The organism is Streptomyces sp. NPDC005820 (genome assembly GCF_040630255.1).
Taxonomy (GTDB): domain Bacteria; phylum Actinomycetota; class Actinomycetes; order Streptomycetales; family Streptomycetaceae; genus Streptomyces.
Genome location: NZ_JBEXXE010000010.1, coordinates 201,214 through 219,922 on the forward strand (window position 1 = coordinate 201,214; position 18,709 = coordinate 219,922).

At 69.8% G+C, this 18,709-nt stretch carries 17 protein-coding genes; 8 read left to right on the forward strand and 9 right to left on the reverse strand.

The features are described 5' to 3' along the window. Positions 1–150: 150 nt before the first annotated feature. A complete protein-coding gene (locus ABZ464_RS14895; protein WP_359276050.1) occupies positions 151–1,992 on the reverse strand; it encodes an acyl-CoA dehydrogenase in 1,842 nt (613 codons plus the stop codon). A gap of 128 nt (positions 1,993–2,120) precedes the next feature. Further along, positions 2,121–2,942 (reverse strand): intradiol ring-cleavage dioxygenase, encoded by an 822-nt coding sequence (locus ABZ464_RS14900; protein ID WP_359276052.1) that lies wholly within the window; start codon positions 2,940–2,942, stop codon positions 2,121–2,123. A 121-nt stretch (positions 2,943–3,063) separates the two neighbouring features. Between ABZ464_RS14900 and ABZ464_RS14905 the strand changes: the two genes are divergently transcribed. The 4 genes from ABZ464_RS14905 (at position 3,064) to ABZ464_RS14920 (ending at position 7,834) form a co-directional block, all read left to right on the forward strand. Further along, a complete protein-coding gene (locus tag ABZ464_RS14905; protein ID WP_359276054.1) occupies positions 3,064–3,531 on the forward strand; it encodes an SseB family protein in 468 nt (155 codons plus the stop codon). Between the two features lie 175 nt (positions 3,532–3,706). Next, the gene (locus ABZ464_RS14910) at positions 3,707–5,662 is read left to right on the forward strand and encodes an Ig-like domain repeat protein (RefSeq protein WP_359276056.1); all 1,956 of its coding nucleotides are present in this window, start codon (positions 3,707–3,709) and stop codon (positions 5,660–5,662) included. A gap of 123 nt (positions 5,663–5,785) precedes the next feature. After that, positions 5,786–6,766 carry a pirin family protein gene (locus tag ABZ464_RS14915; RefSeq protein ID WP_359276059.1) on the forward strand — a complete coding sequence of 327 codons (981 nt, stop codon included), beginning with the start codon at positions 5,786–5,788 and terminating at the stop codon, positions 6,764–6,766. 141 nt (positions 6,767–6,907) lie between these two features. Next, complete coding sequence (locus ABZ464_RS14920) at positions 6,908–7,834, forward strand: ADP-ribosylglycohydrolase family protein (RefSeq protein WP_359276061.1); 927 nt, start codon at positions 6,908–6,910, stop codon at positions 7,832–7,834. Here the strand turns inward: ABZ464_RS14920 and ABZ464_RS14925 are convergent. Continuing rightward, positions 7,806–7,985: a DUF397 domain-containing protein gene (locus ABZ464_RS14925; protein ID WP_359276064.1), complete on the reverse strand. Its 180-nt coding sequence runs from the start codon at positions 7,983–7,985 to the stop codon at positions 7,806–7,808. The two genes, ABZ464_RS14920 and ABZ464_RS14925, sit on opposite strands and share 29 nt — an antisense overlap. A gap of 3 nt (positions 7,986–7,988) precedes the next feature. After that, positions 7,989–8,855: a helix-turn-helix transcriptional regulator gene (locus ABZ464_RS14930; RefSeq protein ID WP_359276066.1), complete on the reverse strand. Its 867-nt coding sequence runs from the start codon at positions 8,853–8,855 to the stop codon at positions 7,989–7,991. A gap of 183 nt (positions 8,856–9,038) precedes the next feature. Between ABZ464_RS14930 and ABZ464_RS14935 the strand changes: the two genes are divergently transcribed. The 3 genes from ABZ464_RS14935 to ABZ464_RS14945 all read left to right on the forward strand — a co-directional run bounded on the left by ABZ464_RS14935 (position 9,039) and on the right by ABZ464_RS14945 (position 10,871). Next, positions 9,039–9,467: an ATP-binding protein gene (locus tag ABZ464_RS14935; protein ID WP_359276068.1), complete on the forward strand. Its 429-nt coding sequence runs from the start codon at positions 9,039–9,041 to the stop codon at positions 9,465–9,467. A 79-nt stretch (positions 9,468–9,546) separates the two neighbouring features. Further along, positions 9,547–10,449 carry a hypothetical protein gene (locus tag ABZ464_RS14940; RefSeq protein ID WP_359276071.1) on the forward strand — a complete coding sequence of 301 codons (903 nt, stop codon included), beginning with the start codon at positions 9,547–9,549 and terminating at the stop codon, positions 10,447–10,449. Then, positions 10,446–10,871 carry a hypothetical protein gene (locus ABZ464_RS14945; protein ID WP_359276074.1) on the forward strand — a complete coding sequence of 142 codons (426 nt, stop codon included), beginning with the start codon at positions 10,446–10,448 and terminating at the stop codon, positions 10,869–10,871. The genes ABZ464_RS14940 and ABZ464_RS14945 overlap by 4 nt, the downstream gene beginning before the upstream one ends. On the opposite strand, the gene ABZ464_RS14950 is transcribed toward ABZ464_RS14945, so the two are convergent. From ABZ464_RS14950 to aspS, 4 genes are all read right to left on the reverse strand, one after another. Then, entirely contained in the window at positions 10,858–11,244 is a 387-nt protein-coding gene (locus ABZ464_RS14950; RefSeq protein WP_359276076.1) for a hypothetical protein, read from the reverse strand. The two genes, ABZ464_RS14945 and ABZ464_RS14950, sit on opposite strands and share 14 nt — an antisense overlap. Positions 11,245–11,412: 168 nt before the next feature. Further along, positions 11,413–12,378, reverse strand: coding sequence for an intradiol ring-cleavage dioxygenase (locus ABZ464_RS14955; protein WP_359276079.1), 966 nt, complete (start codon positions 12,376–12,378; stop codon positions 11,413–11,415). A gap of 105 nt (positions 12,379–12,483) precedes the next feature. Beyond that, entirely contained in the window at positions 12,484–13,365 is an 882-nt protein-coding gene (locus ABZ464_RS14960) for an intradiol ring-cleavage dioxygenase (protein WP_359276203.1), read from the reverse strand. A 221-nt stretch (positions 13,366–13,586) separates the two neighbouring features. Continuing rightward, a complete protein-coding gene (gene aspS / locus ABZ464_RS14965; RefSeq protein WP_359276082.1) occupies positions 13,587–15,350 on the reverse strand; it encodes an aspartate--tRNA ligase in 1,764 nt (587 codons plus the stop codon). A 170-nt stretch (positions 15,351–15,520) separates the two neighbouring features. Here aspS and ABZ464_RS14970 point away from each other — a divergent pair, with 170 nt between their 5' ends. Beyond that, on the forward strand, positions 15,521–17,671 hold the full coding sequence (locus ABZ464_RS14970) for a SpoIIE family protein phosphatase (RefSeq protein WP_359276084.1): 2,151 nt from the start codon (positions 15,521–15,523) through the stop codon (positions 17,669–17,671). On the opposite strand, the gene ABZ464_RS14975 is transcribed toward ABZ464_RS14970, so the two are convergent. Then, entirely contained in the window at positions 17,614–18,687 is a 1,074-nt protein-coding gene (locus ABZ464_RS14975; RefSeq protein WP_359276087.1) for an AI-2E family transporter, read from the reverse strand. The two genes, ABZ464_RS14970 and ABZ464_RS14975, sit on opposite strands and share 58 nt — an antisense overlap. Positions 18,688–18,709: the final 22 nt, after the last annotated feature.

The following is an 18,709-nucleotide window of genomic DNA, read 5'->3' on the forward strand; positions in this document are numbered from 1 at the left end:
CGTGGGAACGGGCCCTCGTGAGGACGGTGTGGAGGGCGGCCCTGCCCGGCGGCTCCCGTGGGGGGAGTGGGGACCGGGTGGGGGACCGGGGCCGCATTTCTAGCATGCCGCGCCGGTCCCCGGGCAGGGATGGCCCGGAACGTCGGAATGTCAGAAAGCCGCCTCGTCCAGCTCCATCAGGTCCAGCTCGACACCCTCGGCGATCTTGCGGGCCAGGGTGACGCCGGGCAGGACGTTGGCCGCGAAGAACTTCGCCGCCGCGATCTTGCCGGTGTAGAACGACACGTCCTTGGCCGACACCGCCTTCGACGAGGCCGTCTCCAGCTTCTCGGCGGCGATCGCGGCGCCCTTGAGCAGCAGGTAGCCGACGATCACATCACCGGAGGCGAGCAGCAGACGCGTGGTGTTCAGGCCCACCTTGTAGATGTTCTTGACGTCCTGCTCGGTGGCCGCGAGGTCGGTCAGCATCAGGCCGACGATGGCCTCCAGCTCGACGGCTGCCTTGGCGAGGTGCTCGCGGGCGCCGGCCAGCTCCTCGCCGCCGGTGCCGAGCGCCAGGAACTTCTTGATGTCCTCGGCGAGCGAGTTCAGCGCGGCGCCCTGGTTGCGGACGATCTTGCGGAAGAAGTAGTCCTGGCCCTGGATCGCGGTGGTGCCCTCGTACAGGGTGTCGATCTTGGCGTCGCGGATGTACTGCTCGATCGGGTACTCCTGCAGGAAGCCGGAGCCGCCGAAGGTCTGCAGGGACTGGGCGAGCTGCTCGTAGCCCTTCTCGGAGCCGTAGCCCTTGACGATGGGCAGGAGCAGGTCGTTCAGGGCGTGCTCGGTCTTGGCGTCCTCGCCGGCCGCCTCCTTCACCGCGATGGCGTCCTGCACGGACGCCGTGTACAGCACCAGCGCGCGCATGCCCTCGGCGTACGCCTTCTGCGTGATCAGCGAGCGGCGCACGTCGGGGTGGTGGGTGATGGTGACCTTGGGCGCGCTCTTGTCCATGAAGTTCGCGAGGTCGGGACCCTGGACGCGCTCCTTGGCGTACTCCAGCGCGTTCAGGTAGCCCGTCGACAGCGTGGAGATGGCCTTCGTGCCGACCATCATGCGGGCGAACTCGATGATCCGGAACATCTGGCGGATGCCGTCGTGCCTGTCGCCGATCAGCCAGCCCTTGGCGGGGTGCCGGTCGCCGAAGGTCATCTCGCAGGTGTTGGAGGCCTTGAGGCCCATCTTGTGCTCGACGTTCGTGGCGTAGACGCCGTTGCGCTCGCCCAGCTCGCCGGTCTCGAAGTCGAAGAGGTACTTCGGGACGAGGAAGAGGGAGAGCCCCTTGGTGCCGGCGCCGGCGCCCTCGGGGCGGGCCAGGACGTAGTGGAGGATGTTCTCCTCCATGTCGTGCTCACCGGAGGTGATGAACCGCTTCACGCCCTCGATGTGCCAGGAGCCGTCCTCCTGCTGCACCGCCTTGGTGCGCCCGGCGCCCACGTCCGAGCCCGCGTCGGGCTCGGTGAGCACCATGGTGGAGCCCCAGGTGCGCTCCACGGCGATCTGGGCGATCTTCTTCTGTACGTCGTTGCCCTCGTCGTGGAGGATGCCGGCGAACGCCGGGCCGGAGGAGTACATCCACACAGCCGGGTTCGAGCCGAGGATCAGCTCCGCGTACGACCAGATCAGGGACGGCGGGGCGGTGGTGCCGCCGATCGCCTCGGGCAGGCCGAGGCGCCAGTACTCCGACTCCATGAAGGCCTTGTACGACTTCTTGAAGGACGGCGTGACCGGCGCGGTGTTGCTCTCCGGGTCGAAGACCGGGGGGTTGCGGTCGGCGTCGGCGAAGGACTCCGCCAGCTCGTTCTCGGCGAGGCGGGTGAGCTCCTCGAGGATGCTCTTCGCGGTCTCGGTGTCCATCTCCTCGAACGGGCCGGTGCCGTACAGCTTGTCGCGTCCCAGTACTTCGAAGAGGTTGAACTCGATGTCGCGGAGATTCGACTTGTAGTGCCCCATGGCGACGGCTCCGTAGAGAGATCGGCGAGGCACTTGATCCTCGCGCCAGTTCACTTACCAACTAGTAGCACCGATGATGCTACCCGCCGGTAATAAGCCGCAACCCCGATCCGGTCATCTGTGACGGTTCACACCGCGACCGTGAGCGTCGCCGTGTACCCCTTCTCCACGCTCCCCTCCACGGCCGCCAGCTGGTGCTCGTAGCCGTCGCGGAAGATGCCGTCGGTCTCCAGGGAGAGCCGTCCGAGGTTGGTCACGCTCTGCTCGTAGCCCTCGGTGGCGTACACCGTGTCGCACACCTCCTTCGGGAACGCGAGCTGCGAGGTGTTGGTGATCGCGGTGGCCGCGGTGGCGTCCGCCAGGCCGCCGTAGACCTCGAAGTGGATGTGCGGCCAGCGGCCGGTGTAGCAGCCCGGGAAGATGCTGGTGAAGGTGACCCGTCCCCGCTCGTCGGCCTCCTGGACGCCCCGCAGGTAGTTCTCCTCCGTGACCCCTTCCGTGTACAGGGAGTAGCCGCCCGCCCGGTCGCAGTGCCACAGATAGACGGCGGCGCCCTGCTTCGGGGTGCCGCAGCCGGAGGCCGCGTCCACGACCGTGAGGGTGACGGTCAGCGGCATGCCCTCGGCGGTGCCGCCCGCCGAGTCGCCGAAGCTGGAGGTGATGTCGCTGCGTACGACACCGCTCTCCTTGAGGACGTTCACCCCGTTCGAGCCGTCGCCGGGGTACGGGCCGGCCGTCTCCTCGGGGACGGTCACGCACGCGGCGTCCGGGGCGGAGGCCGTGCCCGGCGAGGAAGAGGCGGCTGAGGTCCCTTCGTCCGTCCCCGCGCTGCATCCCGCCAGCGGGATCAGGCCCGCCCCCGCCATCAGCCGGATCATGCGGCGGCGGGCGAGGACGGGAAGGTCGTAGGACAGGCCCCGGTCGTGCTCGTGCTGCTCGTGCTCCTGCATGCCGCCGAGGCTACGAGCGGTCGGCCGTCGGAGACCCGCCCGGCCGCTGTCGAGTCGCTGTCGATTTCCCGGGGCACCCGTACCGCCCCACCGGCCGGGCGGTCTCGGTACGCTTGCGCCCATGTACGGCTACGAGCAGAACATGGGCGCCCAGCAGCAGTACGCCCAGCCGCCGCAGCAGCCGATGGCGGGCGGCTACGGGCAGCAGCCGCCCCTGTACCCCGAGCCGTCCCCGCCCTCCCTCGCGGACGCGGTCCGGGCCTTCACCACGGGACAGATGGCCGCGGAGGACTTCCAGCAGGTCTTCGCGACCTCCAAGGTCTACTGCCCGCGCGGCGACAACCCCGGCTTCCTCGCCCTGCACAACACCCAGCAGCCGGTGATCCCGATGTTCACCTCGCTGAAGGAGCTGCGCCGGTACGCGGGCAAGGAGTCCAAGTACTTCGTCATCACCGGCGCCGAGGTCATCGACCTCCTCCCCACCGGCTACGGCTTCGTCGTCGACATGGAGGGCGAACACCGCATGGTGTTCGACGCGAAGGCGGTCGAGCAGATGGTGGAGTTCGCGATGCGCAGGATGTACGGCTGAGCGGACACCCCCCCGGCGGATAATCCCTCCCCGGTTGTCACAGGCATGCCATAGGCTGCCCCCAGGCAGCCGCGCCCCGTGCGTGACCGTTCTTCCGCGGTCGTGTCGGGTGCCGCGCGGCGCTCTCATCTACCCGGCGAACCCGGGTTTTCACTGGGGGTTCATCACTGTGCGCATGCGCAGCACTTCGGCCGCGACGGCGCTCGCGGTCCTCTTCAGCTCGGCGGCGCTGAGCGTCGTGGCGGCGGGGACCGCCTCGGCCGCCACCACCACCGTCACCAACGCCGGCGGTCTCGTCGTGGACGGCGCGCTCCAGCGGGTGTTCGTCGGCGACGCGGCGAACGGCCGGATCCTCGCCTCCGACTACAACGGCACCCTCGTCGGCCTGAACGTCGGCTTCGGCAGCGTCAGCGACCTGGCCCTGTCGGACGACGGCAGCACCCTGTACGCGGCCCTGCCCAACACGCACCAGATCCTCGCGCTCGACCCGGCCACGCTGGACGTCCGGCACACGTACGCGATCCCGACCGACACCGGCCCGCGCCACCTGGCCTTCGCCGGCGGCAAGGCCTGGTTCTCGTACGGCGACCAGTGGGACGGCGACATCGGCTCCGTCGACCCGGCGGTGGACCCGGCGAGCGGCACCGACCCGGTGGCGATGGCGCAGTTCCCGACCGAGGGCACCTCGATCGGCATCTGGGGCCCGGCGCTGCTGGACACCGACCCGAACCGGCCGGGCCTGCTGGCCGTCGGCGAGACCGGGATCTCCACCGACTCCATGGCCGTCGTCGACGTCTCGGGCGCCACCACCAAGGCCACCGCCTGGTACAACGGCGACTACACCCTGAACAGCGGCATCGGGGACATCGACCTGGTGCCGGGCGCCGACGAGGTGCTGGTCAACGGCACCGACCGGGACGCGTGGGCGGACGGGAAGTTCACCAAGGCCGGCGCCTACCCCGGCGCGTGGGCCGCCGACATCGCGCCGAACGGGCTGGTCGCCCAGGTCGCCGCCGGCAAGGTCGCGGTCTACCGGCCGAACGCCACGACGCCGCTGCGCACCTACACCGTCGGCTCCTCCTCCGACTACAACGCCGGCACGCTGCGCTGGGCACCGGACTCCTCGCGGATCTTCGCGCTGGTCCCGGGCAGCGGCACCTTCACGCTCAAGGCGCTCACCCAGCCGACGCTGAACGTGCCCACGCTCACGGTCAACGCCCCGAGCTCCGCGACCCGCGCCAAGAAGCTCACCGTCACCGGCAGGCTCTCGGCGACGGTCCCGCTGCCCGCGGGCGTCAAGCTCTCCGTCACCCGCACCGACCTCGACAGCCCGAGCGGCAAGGCGCTCGCCGCCGTCACGGTCAAGGCGGACGGCACGTACTCCTTCACGGACACCCCGCCGGCCGGCGGCACGGTCACCTACAAGGTCACCTACGCGGGCGACGCCGAGCACATCGCGGTCTCCGCCTCGGACAAGGTGGCGGTCTCGCGCGCCGCGACATCGCTGACCCTGAACAACAACGGCAAGCTGTACAACTACGGCGCCGACGTGAAGTTCACCGCGCACCTCGGCTCGACGTACAAGAACCGCACGGTCGAGATCTGGGCGGACCCCTTCGGCGGCGACAAGCCGAAGAAGCTGATCAAGAAGGGGACGGTCAACTCCCACGGCGACATCGCCGCCTGGGTCGACATGACCCGCGACACGACCGTCACCGCGGTCTTCACGGGCGACTCCCGCTACAACCCGAAGACCGTGAAGTCCACGGCCTACGCACGGGTCAAGATCTCCACCGCCGTCTCCAAGCACTACAGGACGGCGAAGATCGGCTCGACGTCGTACTACTGGTTCCACAAGAACACCGACCCGCTGCTCACCACGACGATGACCTACTACCCGGGCCGTCAGCAGCGCTTCGACCTCCAGGTCTACTACCAGGGTTCGTGGTACTCGGCGGACTCGGAGTACTTCCCCGTCGGCGCGAACGGGAAGTCGGCCGTCACTCTCGGGGCACCCGGTGAGTCGGGCATCCGGGCCCGGATGCGCTCGGTGTACGTCAACGGCTCGTCCGGCGACAGCGTGAACTCGACGACGTACGGCACCTGGAAGTACCTGTACTTCAGCAACTGATCCCTCGTTCGGGGGACGGCGGAGCCCGGAGGGAATGTCCTCCGGGCTTTCGTCGTTGGGGCTGGCAGAAAGTTCAACGCTCAACTAAACTGGGCCGCACATCGCCCAAGGAGGTAGGGGACCATGCCTGCAGTGACCGTCGAGAACCCGCTGACGCTGCCGCGTGTCGCCGCGTCGGCCGAGGCCGTGGCGCGTCCCGTGCTCGGCGTCACGACCGCGCCGAGCGGCTTCGAGGGCGAGGGCTTCCCGGTGCGCCGGGCGTTCGCGGGGATCCACTACCGTCACCTCGACCCGTTCATCATGATGGACCAGATGGGCGAGGTGGACTACGCGCCGGGCGAGCCCAAGGGCACCCCCTGGCACCCGCACCGCGGCTTCGAGACCGTCACCTACATCATCGACGGCATCTTCGACCACCAGGACAGCCAGGGCGGCGGCGGCACCATCACCAACGGCGACACCCAGTGGATGACGGCCGGCTCGGGCCTCCTCCACATCGAGGCGCCGCCGGAGCACCTCGTCATGTCCGGCGGCCTCTTCCACGGCCTCCAGCTGTGGGTGAACCTCCCGGCCAAGGACAAGATGATGGCGCCGCGCTACCAGGACATCCGCGGCGGCCACGTGCAGCTCCTGACCACCCCGGACGGCGGCGCGCTGCTCAGGGTCATCGCGGGTGAGCTGGACGGCCACGCGGGCCCCGGCATCACGCACACACCGATCACGATGATCCACGCGACGCTCGCCCCGGGCGCCGAGCTCACCCTCCCCTGGCGGGAGGACTTCAACGGCCTGGCGTACGTCCTGGCGGGCAAGGGCTCGGTCGGCGCCGAACGCCGCCCGATCCACCTGGGTCAGACCGCGGTCTTCGGGGCCGGTGGTTCGCTGACCGTCCGCGCGGACGAGAAGCAGGACTCGAACACGCCGGACATGGAGGTCGTGCTGCTCGGCGGCCGGCCGATCCGCGAGCCCATGGCGCACTACGGTCCGTTCGTCATGAACACCAAGGACGAACTGATGCAGGCGTTCGAGGACTTCCAGAAGGGCCGCCTCGGGACCATCCCGGCGGTGCACGGGATGACGGAGGCGGGGCCGGAGGAGGCGTGAGCCCTGGCCGACCCGGACACCGAGGGCCCCGTCCAGCTCTGCTGGGCGGGGCCCTCGGCTGTGGATCGGCTCGCCACAAAAGGTGGTGACAGGTGACCGAAGGCGCACGAGGATGCTGTTTTCGGACGGGGAGGGGACGCGGTGAACGCCGTGCGCAGGGGCCTGATGACCAGGAGCCTGGAGGGGCTGGTGCTGGGGGACGCGTTCGGGGACGGCTGGTTCCTGCGGTCGGAGGAGGACAGGGAGGGGCTCTGGGCGGCGCGGGAGCTGCGCCCGGCCCCTTGGCCGTGGACGGACGACTCGGCGATGGCCTTCGTCCTGTGCGCGCACCTGGCGGAGCACGGGGAGGTCCTGGAGGACGAGTTGGCGCGGGAGTTCGCCGCCGCGTACGAGCGTGACCCGGACCGGGGGTACGGCCCGTCGATGCACGGGGTGCTGCGCCGGATCGGGGAGGGCGAGTACTGGCGGGAGGTGACCACGGGCGCCTTCGGCGGGCAGGGTTCGCACGGGAACGGGGCGGCGATGCGGGTGGCTCCGCTGGGGGCGTGGTTCCACGACCGGCCCGCGCTCGCGGCCCGGCTGGCCTTTCTGTCGGCGCTGACTACCCACGCCAACCGTGAGGCCACCGCCGGAGCGGTCGCGGTGGCGGTGGCCGCGTCACTGGCGGCGGCCTCCGCGGAGGAGGAGGCGCCGCAGCGCGCCGAGTTCCTGCGGGAGGTCGCCCGGTACGTGCCGGACAGCGAGGTCCGCTCGCGCCTGTCGGTGGCCGCGGACTTCCCGGAGCGGACGTCGATACGACACGCGGTGTCGGTCCTGGGCTCGGGCACCCAGCTCTCGGCCCAGGACACGGTCCCCTTCGCCCTGTGGTCGGCGGCCGGTCACCTGGACGACCTGACGGAGGCGCTGTGGCAGACGGTCGGAGGGTGGGGGGACCGGGACACGACCTGCGCGATAGCGGGGGGCGTGGTCGCGGCGCGCACCGGGACGGGGGCCGTGCCGGCGGTTTGGCGGGAGGCTTGCGAGGAGATTCCGGGGGACTTCAGGGACGGTCGGGGTGGAGATGGGTGAGGAGGGCGGAGAGGGTGGTTGGCGTGAGAGGGAGTATTCGCGCCGGGGCGTCGCTTTCGCGGAGGAGGAAATCGCCTTCGGAGGAAGCGATCTCGACGCACTCGTTGCCGTCCGCGCCGCCGGAGTACGTGGACTTCTGCCACTGGATCACGGCCTACAACTCCTTCGCCAGACGATGGATGAAGTCCCGCGACCGAGCAGCATCGAGGGACGCCGACTCCACCTTACGGAAGAGCGTTCGCATCGCATGGAGTTGAGCGGCAGCGTCCAGGAAGGCCGAGCCGTACGGCGTGTCCCGCTGCACGGTGTCCAGCGAGGGCACGCGACCGCCCGCGTACACCAACGAGGAGCTTGCTCCGCCGAACCCGTCGGTGTCGAAGGGGACGACCCGGATGCAGACCCGTGGGTGCTCCGACCTGCGGAGCAGTTCTTCGAGTTGGGTACGGGCAACCCGGCGATCCGCAACCCGGGTGCGCAGCACGGACTCATGCAGGATCGCCACGTACGGGGCCGCGCTCTCCCGGGAGAGGATTCGCTGGCGGCGCACACGGTAGGCGACCCGCAGCTCCTGCTCGCTTTCCGGTAGTTCGGGAACCCAGTACCGGAACACCGCTCGCGCATAGTCCTCTGTCTGAAGGAGCCCCGGAACGTGGGCAGTTGCGATCACCTGAAGTGAGCACGCGTGGTGTTCGAGTTCTGCCAGGTCGAGGAATCTCGGGCCGAGGACCTCGCGGTACTCCTCCCACCACCCTCGGGTCGAGTCCGTTGCGATCTCTACGAGAGCGTCGATCAACTCGCTGTCGGTGCAGCCGTATTGGGTCGCCATACGTCGGACGCGCGCCTCACTGATCCCCATCAGGCCCGACTCGGTCCGGCTCATCGTCACCGAGATCGTGCCCAGTGCCTGGGCCGCCTCACGGGCCGACAGGCCTGCCGCCTCGCGCAGTCTGCGCAGTTCACGGCCCAGCCGCTCCTGTCGGACCGTCGCGTGTTTCCGTGGCACCGAGCCTCCCGCATCCATTACATCGAGTGACCAGAGTACGACAACGGGTTGCGCGAGGCTAAATTTTCCTTCTACCGTCAGTGACGCGCCGCACACCCTGCGAAACCGGGAACCGGAAGCGCACCGCCCCGTCATGCCATGACGGCGGCGACGGAGCCACTGGTCCCACTCCCCCTCACCCTCACCGAACAGGACTCACCCATGCCCGAATCCGAAGTCGCCCCCGACATCTGGGAGTACATCCTCTACATCCCCAACGACCCCCGAGCCGTCCGTATCTGCCGACAGACACTCCGTGCGGTCCTCGCCGCCCATGGCTTCCCCCACCTCACCGAAGTCGCCGAACTACTGGCCACAGAGCTGATCACCAACGCCGTGCAGCACACCAAGGGCCCCGCCGCCATAAAGCTCCGCGCGGAACACCGCACCCTCCGCATCGGCGTCTGGGACAACGACCCGAATCCGCCGCGCCTCTCCCGAGACGCGCACTGGGACGCGGAGACGGGCCGCGGGCTGGCGCTCGTACGGGACTGTTCGGACCGTTGGGGCTGGGTACAGCGGCCGGATCACCAAAGCATCGTCGGTGGCGGCAAATACATCTGGTGCGACCTGATCAGCACCGCGGCGTGAACGTTCCTTCGTTCCTCGAAAGAGTGAACGTACTGAATTCGCCCGACAAACGGCTTCTTGATCGACCTAGGTTGCGCACATGGTCACACCCACCCACGAGGCCTCCCACCGGCTTTTCCAGGAACATCCGGAGGCCCTCGCACCCGTCTTCGAGTCGTTGGGAATTCCGCCGCCGACGAAGTCGGATGTCCGCCCCCTCTCGCCGGACACCACAGAGATCCGTCCGCTGGAACGCCGGGTCGACACCGTGCTCAAGTTCGAACCGGAGATGGGTGAGAGCTTTCTGCTCGCCATCGAGGCGCAGACGAAGAAGCACGCCGAGAAGGGGAAGAGCTGGGCGTACTACGTCGCGTATCTGCGCGCCAAGTACGACATGCCGGTGCTGCTGGTGGCGGTCTGCAAGGACCGGCCCACGGCGGCCTGGGCAGCCGGACCGTTCGAGTGCGCCGTGGGGGCGTGGACGACACAAATGACCCGTCCGTTCGTCCTGGGGCCGGACACCGTCCCCGAGATGACCGACGAGGCGATGGTCGTTCGCAACCCGGCGCTGGCGGCACTCTCGGCCATCGTTCACTGCGAAAGCCGGAAAGCGCCCGCCATACTGGAAGCGGTAATCCGTGGCTTGGTCTCCTTCGACCCTGACATCACGGGGTACTGGCTCGAAGTGGTCGAAGTCGGCCTGGAGAACACTCCGGTCAAGGAGAAATGGAGAACGCTGATGAAGACTCACTTCCCGGGCCACAGGACGATGTTCGAGGAGACCTATCTGGAGGGGAAGGCCGAAGGCCAGACCAAGGACCGGGCCGCGCTGATCCTCCGCGTCCTGGACAAGCGAGGCATCGACGTCCCCGAAAGCATCCACGACCGCATCACCTCCTGCTCCGACCTCGACACCCTCACCCTCTGGTTCGACCGTTCCCTGACGGCCACCGCAGCGGAGGAGTTGTTCGCCGAGTCCGCGGAGGACGAGACGGCGCCATGAACGCGGACGAGGAGTCATTGGTCGCCCGGCAGATTCAGCTGGCGATGATTGAGATTTCCCTCGGGGTGAATCCGGTCAAGTCGGTGCACGGCCTCTGCACGGTGTGGAAGGAGGCAGGTCAGCGGGGAGCCATGACGCTCAAGGAACTGACCGATCTACTCTCCCAGCTCAACAGGTGGAGCGACGACCAGGCCGACGGATGGGCCAAGGGCTACGCCGAGGGGTGGGCCACGGCGATCCTTCGGGTGCTGGAGGAACGTGATGTCCCCGTGGCCGACGAAGGCCATTGGTACATCACCACCCGCACCGACCTGAAGACCCTCGCCCAGTGGCTGGACATGTCCCTCTTCGTCGCGGACTGGAGAGAACTGGTCCGGGCCGAACGGGCGGGTTCGGCGTCGCCCGGTTCTAGCGAGACGTAGTCGCCAGAGCAGGGGCCGGGTCGAGGCCCAGGCCCGCTCGGGCCGCCCGGAGGTGGTTCAGGCCCTCCCCCGCCAAGCGGGTCACCTCCGCGTACTCCGCCGCCGTACGGGCCGTCGCCAGGCGGGAGCGGGCCTCGCGCTGGCATTCCGCCGCCCTCGTGAGTGTCTCGCCCACCTCTTCCGCCGCCGCCGTCGACCAGGAGCGGGCGTCCGGTGGGACCAGGCCGCCCGTCAGGCGGACGAGGGCGTGGTTGGCCTCCGCCTCCGCGTCCAGGTCGGACGGGGGACGGTTGCGGTGGGAGCGGCGTTGGGCCAGGACGCCGGCCGCCGCTCCGATGATCAGCAGTACCGAGAGCACTATCGCGAAAATCATGGCCCGTTCCTCCCTTGTCCGCCGATCCCTGTCGGCTCCCTCCTCCTCTATGAGAAGCCAGGGCGCTGTGATCACCCCCCGGGATTCCTGTGTGACACCGGTGAGGTTTCCAAGGGGGTGGACAAGAGGGGCGGAACAAGGGAAGGAGCAGGCCGGACGGACAGTGCGTCAGGTCGCCGACGGAGACGCCGAGGCGCTCGGCTGAGGCGGGGTGCCCTGGCCGTCGTTGGTGGTGGCGGGGTCGACGCCTACGGTCAGCGTCGCGCGTACGCCCCTGGAGATGTCCCGCTTGTCGTAGCGGAGCCTGAGCAGGCCGCCCGTCGCGCCGCTCTGGTCGTAGATCGTGTCCTCGGTCAGCAGGGTGCGCTCCGCCGTGTTCGAGGCGTACGGCTCCACGGTCTCCGTGGCCACCACCGACTCCTCGTCGAAGAAGAACTGGCCGGTGTGGCAGGTGTGGCCGCCCTCGTAGCCGGTGTCGGTCCACTCGCCGTCCACATGGACCTTGGTGTGGATGTGGACGCAGCGGCCCCGGTACCAGCCCGGGAAGACCGTCCTGAAGGACACGTGGCCGTGGCGGTCGGTGCGCCAGGTGCCGCGGAGGTAGCGGGTGTCGTCCGTGGGCTCCTGGTGGCCGCCCGGGTTGCCCGAGGGAGGTGCTCCGGTTGGGGCGTCGGTGGGCGCGTCGGTCGGGGGCTCGCCCGTCGGGGCCGGACCGCCGCCGCCTCCGCCGTTGCCCATGTCCTCGTAGCCGGAGTAGACGCCCACCGCGTCGCAGTGCCAGATGTCGACGGCCGCGTCGCGGATGGGGCGGCAGGTCTCGGAGTCGATCACCTTGAGGCCGAGGAGGAGGGGGATGCCCTCGCGGTCCTCCGTGACATCCCGGCGGATCTTGTCGGCGTCGATGTAGTAGGGGCCCTCGACCGTCTCCGAGGTGAGGACGTAGCAGTCCTCCGGGAGGGTGCCCGGTCCGCCTTTCGGATCGGGGGTTCTCTCGCCGGCCGCCGCGTCGACCGCGAGGGCGCCGCCGCCGAGTCCCGCCACGGCGAGCGTGCCCGCGCCCACCGCGACGACCCGACGGCGCGTCAGATCACTTGTCTCATGCGTCAGTTGGGGTTCCTGGTGCTCAGCTGTCATGCGCATGGAAGTTAGGTGTGAAGGCTGTCAGAGAGCTGAGAAAACGGCCCCCTTTCGCACACCACGCGAAAGGGGGCCGGAAATCGACCTACGGACGGTCCGTGATCAGCTGGTGCCGTCGTTGGTCTCGTCGGGGGCGACGCCCATCGTGATGGACGCGGTCACGCCCTTGGCGATGTTGTTCTTGTTGTACTTCAGCTTGAGCAGGCCGCCCGTGGTGCCGCTCTGGTCGTAGATGGTGTCCTCGGTGAGCAGGGTGCGGGTCGTGGTGCTCGTCGAGTACGGGTCGACCTCCTCCGTGAGGAGCACGGCCGCCTCCTCGAAGAAGAACTGGCCGGTGTGGCAGGCGTGGCCGCCCTCGTAGCCGGCGTCGGTCCACTCGCCGTCCACGTGGACCTTGGTGTGGATGTGGACGCAGCGGCCCTGGTACCAGCCGGGGAAGATCGTCGTGAAGGTGACACAGCCCTTCTTGTCGGTCTTCCAGGTGCCGCGCAGATAGCGGGTGTCGCTGGTGGGCTCCTCGTGGCCGCCACCGCCGCCGGTGCCGCCGGACGGGGGCTCGCCGGTGGGCTCACCGGACGGGGGCTCGCCGGTGGGCGCGTCCGTGGGGGCCGTACCGCCGCCCTGGGAGAAGGACTCGTAACCCGAGTACAGGCCGAGCGCGTCGCAGTGCCAGACGTCCACCGCCGCGCCCGCGACCGGCTTGCAGGTCTCGGAGTCGATCACCTTGAGCTTGAGGGTCAGCGGGATGCCCTCCTTGTCCTCGGTGATGTCCTGGCGGAGCTTGTCCGCGTCGATGTAGTACGGCCCCTCGGTGGTCTCCGAGGTGAGCTTGTAACAGGTCTCCGCCGTGCTCGACGCGGTCGCGGAGGCGGTGTCCGTCGCGTCCGACGCCTCGTCGGCGGAGGCGGTCATGGCGAGCCCGCCGGCCGCGCCGACGCCGACCACGGCCGCGCCGCCCGCGATGACGACCTTACGGCGCGTCATGTTCCGCTTGTGCGCGGGACCCTCGGGCTTGTTCTCGTTCTCGGGCAGGTTCTCTTCGGTGTTTCCCGTCATGCCCCGGACGGTAGGTAAGAAGGCTGTTCTTACCCTCGGTGACGACTGTGGGTTCCTGAGAAACCTGAAGTCCTCGGCCACCGAAATGCGAAAAGAGGCGGGAAACCGACCATGGTTTCCCGCCTCTTCGCTGTGACTTGCTTCGTGACCTACTTCGGCTGCGGCTTGCGCACCGACAGGTGCAGCTCCTTCAGCCGGGCCTCCTCCAGCTCCGTCGGCGCGCCCATCATCAGGTCCTGGGCATTGCCGTTGAGCGGGAACGCGATCGTCTCGCGGATGTTCGGCTCGTCCGCGAGGAGCATGACGATGCGGTCGACGCCGGGCGCGATGCCACCGTGCGGCGGGGCGCCGAAGCGGAACGCGCGCAGCATGCCCGCGAACTTCTCCTCGACGGTCTCCCGGTCGTAGCCGGCGATCTCGAACGCCTTCAGCATGATCTCCGGCTCGTGGTTCCGGATCGCGCCGGAGGACAGCTCGACGCCGTTGCAGACGATGTCGTACTGCCAGCCCAGGATGTCCAGCGGGTCCTGGGTCTGCAGGGCCTCGAGGCCGCCCTGCGGCATGGAGAACGGGTTGTGCGAGAAGTCGATCGCGCCGGTCTCCTCGTCCTTCTCGTACATCGGGAAGTCGACGATCCAGCAGAAGCGGAAGACGCCCTCCTCGAAGTGGCCGGCCCGCTTGGCGGCCTCGACGCGCACCGCGCCCATGATCTTCGAGACCTCGTCGAACTCGCCCGCGCCGAAGAAGATCGCGTGACCGGGGGCCAGCGAGAGCCGCTTGGTCAGCTCCGCCACGTTCTCCTCGGTGAGGAACTTCGCGATCGGGCCGGACAGCGTGCCGTCCTCGCCGACGCGCACCCAGGCCAGGCCCTTCGCGCCCAGCGTGACGGCGAAGTCACCGAGCTGGTCGAAGAACTTCCGGGGCTGGGCGGAGACGTCCGGCACCGGAAGCGCGCGCACGTGCTTGCCCGCGAAGGCCTTGAACTCCGAGCCCTCGAAGACGTCGGTGATGTCCACCAGCTCCAGCTGGGCCCGCAGGTCCGGCTTGTCGGAGCCGTACTTCAGCATCGCCTCGCGGAACGGGATCCGCGGGAAGGGGGAGGTGACATGGCGGCCGCCGCCGAACTCCTCGAACAGCTCGGTCATCAGCTGCTCGATCGGACGGAAGACGTCCTCCTGCTCGACGAAGCTCATCTCGACGTCGAGCTGGTAGAACTCGCCCGGCGAACGGTCCGCGCGCGCGTCCTCGTCACGGAAACAGGGCGCGATCTGGAAGTAGCGGTCGAAGCCGGAGATCATCAGCAGCTGCTTGAACTGCTGCGGCGCCTGCGGGAGCGCGTAGAACTTGCCCGGGTTCAGCCGGGAGGGGACCACGAAGTCACGGGCGCCCTCGGGGGAGGTCGCCGACAGGATCGGGGTCGCCATCTCGTTGAAGCCCAGCGCCGTCATCTTGTGCCGGATCGCCGAGATGACCGCCGTACGCAGCATGATGTTGCGGTGCATGCGCTCGCGGCGCAGGTCCAGGAAGCGGTACTCCAGACGCCGCTCCTCGTTGACCCCGTCCTCGGTGTTGATCGTGAAGGGCAGCGGCTGGGCGGCGCCGAGCAGCTCGACCTCGCCGACCTCGACCTCGACCTCACCGGTGGGCAGGTCCGGGTTCACGTTCTCGGCGCCGCGCGAGACGACCTTGCCGTCGACGCGGACCGTCGACTCCTTGGTCACCTTGTCCAGGGCCTCGTACGCGGGCGTGCCCGGACGGGCGAGGAGCTGCGTGATGCCGTAGTGGTCGCGCAGATCGATGAAGAGGATGCCGCCCAGGTCGCGCCGATTGTGCAGCCAGCCACTCAGCCGGACGTCGGTGCCGACGTCAGAGGAGCGGAGCTCGCCGCAGGTGTGGGACCTGTACCGATGCATCGTCGTTCATCCAGCCTTCGTGGATAGGGGGCACGTTTCACGTGAAACAAACCCCAGGGTACCGGGCAGCCCAAGATCGCCTCCCCTCAATAGTGCCGGTGGTGATCGGCCTCGGCTTTCGATCCGCTCATCGGTGGCACCTTTCGACGCCGTCTTCTTAGAGTGGGGCAATGCGCGCTGGCGAACCCCTGCCCGCCGTGGGAGAGGTTCTCGCCTCCCTCGCGACCGGTCTGTGGCACTGGAGCACGGCCACCGGGCAGGTCACGGTCGACGCCGAGGCCGCCCGGCTGCTCGGGCTGCCCCCGGAGGGGACGGTCCTCAGCGAGGCCCAGACCCGGGCCCGGCTGCACCCCGTCGACTGGAACGAGATCACCGGAGTGGTCCAGCTCGCCGTCGCCGAGGGCACCCTCGCCGAGGTGCGGATCCGGATCATGGACGAGCAGGGGCGGGTCGTACGGGTGGTCCGCAGCCGCTCCAAGCCGTCGTACGACCCCGAGAAGCGGGCGTACGAGCTGATCGGCACTCTCCAGGAGGTCACCGAGCCCCGGCCCGGCACCCCCGCCGGGCGTACCGCCGTCACCGGTGACTGGCGGCGCTCACGGGAGGCGTTTTTGCTGGACGCGGGCCGGGCGCTGGCGGAGGCGCGGTCCACGGAGGAGGTGCTGCGGGTCGCGGCGGGCCTGGCGATGCCGGGGTTCTCGCCGGACGGGCTCGCCGTCTTCGGGGTCGACGGGGACCGGCTGACGATCATCGGCCATCACGGGCAGCAGCCCGGCGACGAGGGACCCTTCACCCATATGCCGGTGGAGACGGACTACCCGGCCGCCGAGGTCGTCCGCACCGGCCGGGCCGTGTACCTCTCCTCGCCCGGGCAGTACAAGGAGCGCTACCCCCTCACCTGGCCGATGGCCGCGCACTTCGGCCGGGAGTCGTGGGCGTTCGTGCCGCTGACGGTGGCCGGGCGCACGATGGGCGCCTGGATGGCCGCCTTCACCCACCCCGTGGCCTTCACCCCGGACGAGCGGTCCGTCCTCACCACCGTCGCCCGGATGCTCGCCCAGGCCCTCACCCGCGCGGGCGCCGCCGAGACCCAGCGGGAGCTGACCGACGGCCTCCAGCGCTCGATGCTGCCCACGCTCGGCCCCGAGATACCGGGCATGACCCTGGCCGCCCGCTACATACCGACCGGCGGCGGCCTCCAGGTCGGCGGCGACTGGTACGACATGATCCCGCTGCCCTCCGGGAGGTTCGCGCTGGTCATCGGGGACGTCCAGGGGCACGACGTGCGGGCCGCCGGGCTCATGGGCCAGCTCCGGATCGCCCTGCGCGCCTACGCCGCCGAGGGCCACCGCCCCGACGCCGTCCTCGCCCGCGCCTCCGGCTTCCTGCACGGCATCAACCAGGCCGGCCACGACACCGACCTGCGGTTCGCGACCTGCCTGTACATCGAGGTCGACCCGGTGACCGGGGTGCTGGAGACGGCCCGGGCCGGGCATCTCGACCCGGCCGTGCGGATGGCCGACGGCACCGTCCTGGTCCGCGCCACAGCCGGCGGTCTGCCCCTCGGCATCGATCCGGCCGCCGACTACCCCACCACCCGGCTGGCCCTGGAGCCCGGCGAGCAGCTGATGCTGTGCACCGACGGCCTGCTGGAGACGGGCGGCCACGACCTCGACAGCGGCTGGAGCCGCGTCCGCGCGATCCTGGAGGGCCACGAGGGCGACCTGGAGGAAATGGCCGACGCGCTCGTCCAGGCCGTGCACGGCCCGTCCTCCCACCACACCCCCGGCCCGCTCGCCGACCGCCGCGGCGACGACATCGCCGTCCTGCTCCTGTGCCGCCACGGTGGCGCGGCCTGCGGCCCGGCGGCCACCCCCGTCCGCACCCCCGTCCGCCGCACCATGCTGACCGTCGCCCAGGCCGAACCCGAACGGATCGCGGTGGGCCGCCAGCAGCTGCGCGAGCTGCTCCACGACTGGCCGAGCGCCGACCAGATCGACTCCGCCGTCCTTCTGCTGTCGGAGACCCTCACCAACGTCCTCGTCCACACCGACGCCGACGCGCTGCTGGTCGCCGAGGTCACCGGCGCCCCAGGCGCGCGCCGTATCCGGATCGAGGTCACCGACGCCGGCGACGACCTCCCGCACCGCCGTCGCCCCGGTGAACTCGCCTCCTCCGGCCGGGGCCTGGTCCTCATCGAACTCCTCGCGGACACCTGGGGGGTGGCCCCGCGCGGCGAGGGCAAGACGATCTGGTTCGAGCTCTACGAGGCCGACGGCGCGGGCGGTGCGGGCGGCTCCGACGGCCCCGGAGCGCCGTAACGCGTCCGCAGCTCGCTGAGCACCCCGAAACCCGCCGCCGTCAGGGGCACCGCGAGGAGCATGCCGAGGATGCCGGCCACGGAGGCGCCGGCGGTGATGGCGAGCATGACGGCGGCGGGGTGCATCTGGACGGTGCGGCTCTGGATGGCGGGCTGCAGGACATGGCCCTCCAGGACCTGCACGGCGAGGACGACGCCGAGCGCCCACAGCGCGATGACGAACCCCCGGTCGGCGAGCGCGACGAGGACGGCGACCGCGCCCGAGATGAAGGCGCCGAGGTAGGGGATGTAGGCGCCGACGAAGACGAGGGCCCCGAGGCCGGGGGCGCCCGGGACGTCGAGGACGATCAGCCCGACGGTGATGCACAGGGCGTCGATGAGGGCGATGAGCGTGGTCCCCCGCATGAAGCCCTCCACGGCCGCGAAGGCCCGTCGGCTCATCGCCTCCAGGGTGTCCCCGGTGCCGCCCGGCGCCACCGAGCGCAGGGCGCCGGCGGCGCGGTCGGAGTCCCGCAGGAAGAAGAAGACCAGCAGCAGGGCGAGGACGGCCATGGCGATGGTCTCGCCGACCACGCTGACCCCGCTGATCACATTGGAGGCGGCCGTCCCGCCGAACTTGGTCAGCAGGTCACCGGCGTTGGAGGCGAGGTCGTCCAGCGAGGTCCCGGCCGCCCCGAAGTGCTCGGCGACGCTGTTCGCCGCGTCCTTCAGGGAGGCGACGATCTGGTCGCCGGTGTCGATCAGCGCGGCGACCACCACGTACACCGCGCCGCCGACGACCGCGACGACGGCCACACAGGTCAGCGCCGCCGCCATCGACCGCGGCATCCGCGCCTTCACCAGCCGCTTGTACAGGGGCCGCAGCAGCGCGGTCCCGAGCAGCGCGAGCAGCACCGGCGTGACGGCCGTACGGAACGTGGCGCACAGCCGGATCCCGACGTACGCCACGCCCGCGACGAGCAGGATCACCGCACACCAGGCGGCGAGCCGGCGGACGGGCACGGGGAGCAGCTGCACACGTCCAGCGGAGCACGGCCCG

Excerpts from the sequence above, each read along its gene's own strand:
- ABZ464_RS14895 (WP_359276050.1), bottom strand. The coding sequence starts at position 1,992 with ATGGGGCACTACAAGTCGAATCTCCGCGACATCGAGTTCAACCTCTTC.
- ABZ464_RS14900 (WP_359276052.1), bottom strand. The coding sequence starts at position 2,942 with ATGCAGGAGCACGAGCAGCACGAGCACGACCGGGGCCTGTCCTACGAC.
- ABZ464_RS14905 (WP_359276054.1), top strand. The coding sequence starts at position 3,064 with ATGTACGGCTACGAGCAGAACATGGGCGCCCAGCAGCAGTACGCCCAG.
- ABZ464_RS14910 (WP_359276056.1), top strand. The coding sequence starts at position 3,707 with ATGCGCAGCACTTCGGCCGCGACGGCGCTCGCGGTCCTCTTCAGCTCG.
- ABZ464_RS14915 (WP_359276059.1), top strand. The coding sequence starts at position 5,786 with ATGCCTGCAGTGACCGTCGAGAACCCGCTGACGCTGCCGCGTGTCGCC.
- ABZ464_RS14930 (WP_359276066.1), bottom strand. The coding sequence starts at position 8,855 with ATGGATGCGGGAGGCTCGGTGCCACGGAAACACGCGACGGTCCGACAG.
- ABZ464_RS14935 (WP_359276068.1), top strand. The coding sequence starts at position 9,039 with ATGCCCGAATCCGAAGTCGCCCCCGACATCTGGGAGTACATCCTCTAC.
- ABZ464_RS14940 (WP_359276071.1), top strand. The coding sequence starts at position 9,547 with ATGGTCACACCCACCCACGAGGCCTCCCACCGGCTTTTCCAGGAACAT.
- ABZ464_RS14945 (WP_359276074.1), top strand. The coding sequence starts at position 10,446 with ATGAACGCGGACGAGGAGTCATTGGTCGCCCGGCAGATTCAGCTGGCG.
- ABZ464_RS14950 (WP_359276076.1), bottom strand. The coding sequence starts at position 11,244 with ATGATTTTCGCGATAGTGCTCTCGGTACTGCTGATCATCGGAGCGGCG.
- ABZ464_RS14955 (WP_359276079.1), bottom strand. The coding sequence starts at position 12,378 with ATGACAGCTGAGCACCAGGAACCCCAACTGACGCATGAGACAAGTGAT.
- ABZ464_RS14960 (WP_359276203.1), bottom strand. The coding sequence starts at position 13,365 with ATGACGCGCCGTAAGGTCGTCATCGCGGGCGGCGCGGCCGTGGTCGGC.
- aspS (WP_359276082.1), bottom strand. The coding sequence starts at position 15,350 with ATGCATCGGTACAGGTCCCACACCTGCGGCGAGCTCCGCTCCTCTGAC.
- ABZ464_RS14970 (WP_359276084.1), top strand. The coding sequence starts at position 15,521 with ATGCGCGCTGGCGAACCCCTGCCCGCCGTGGGAGAGGTTCTCGCCTCC.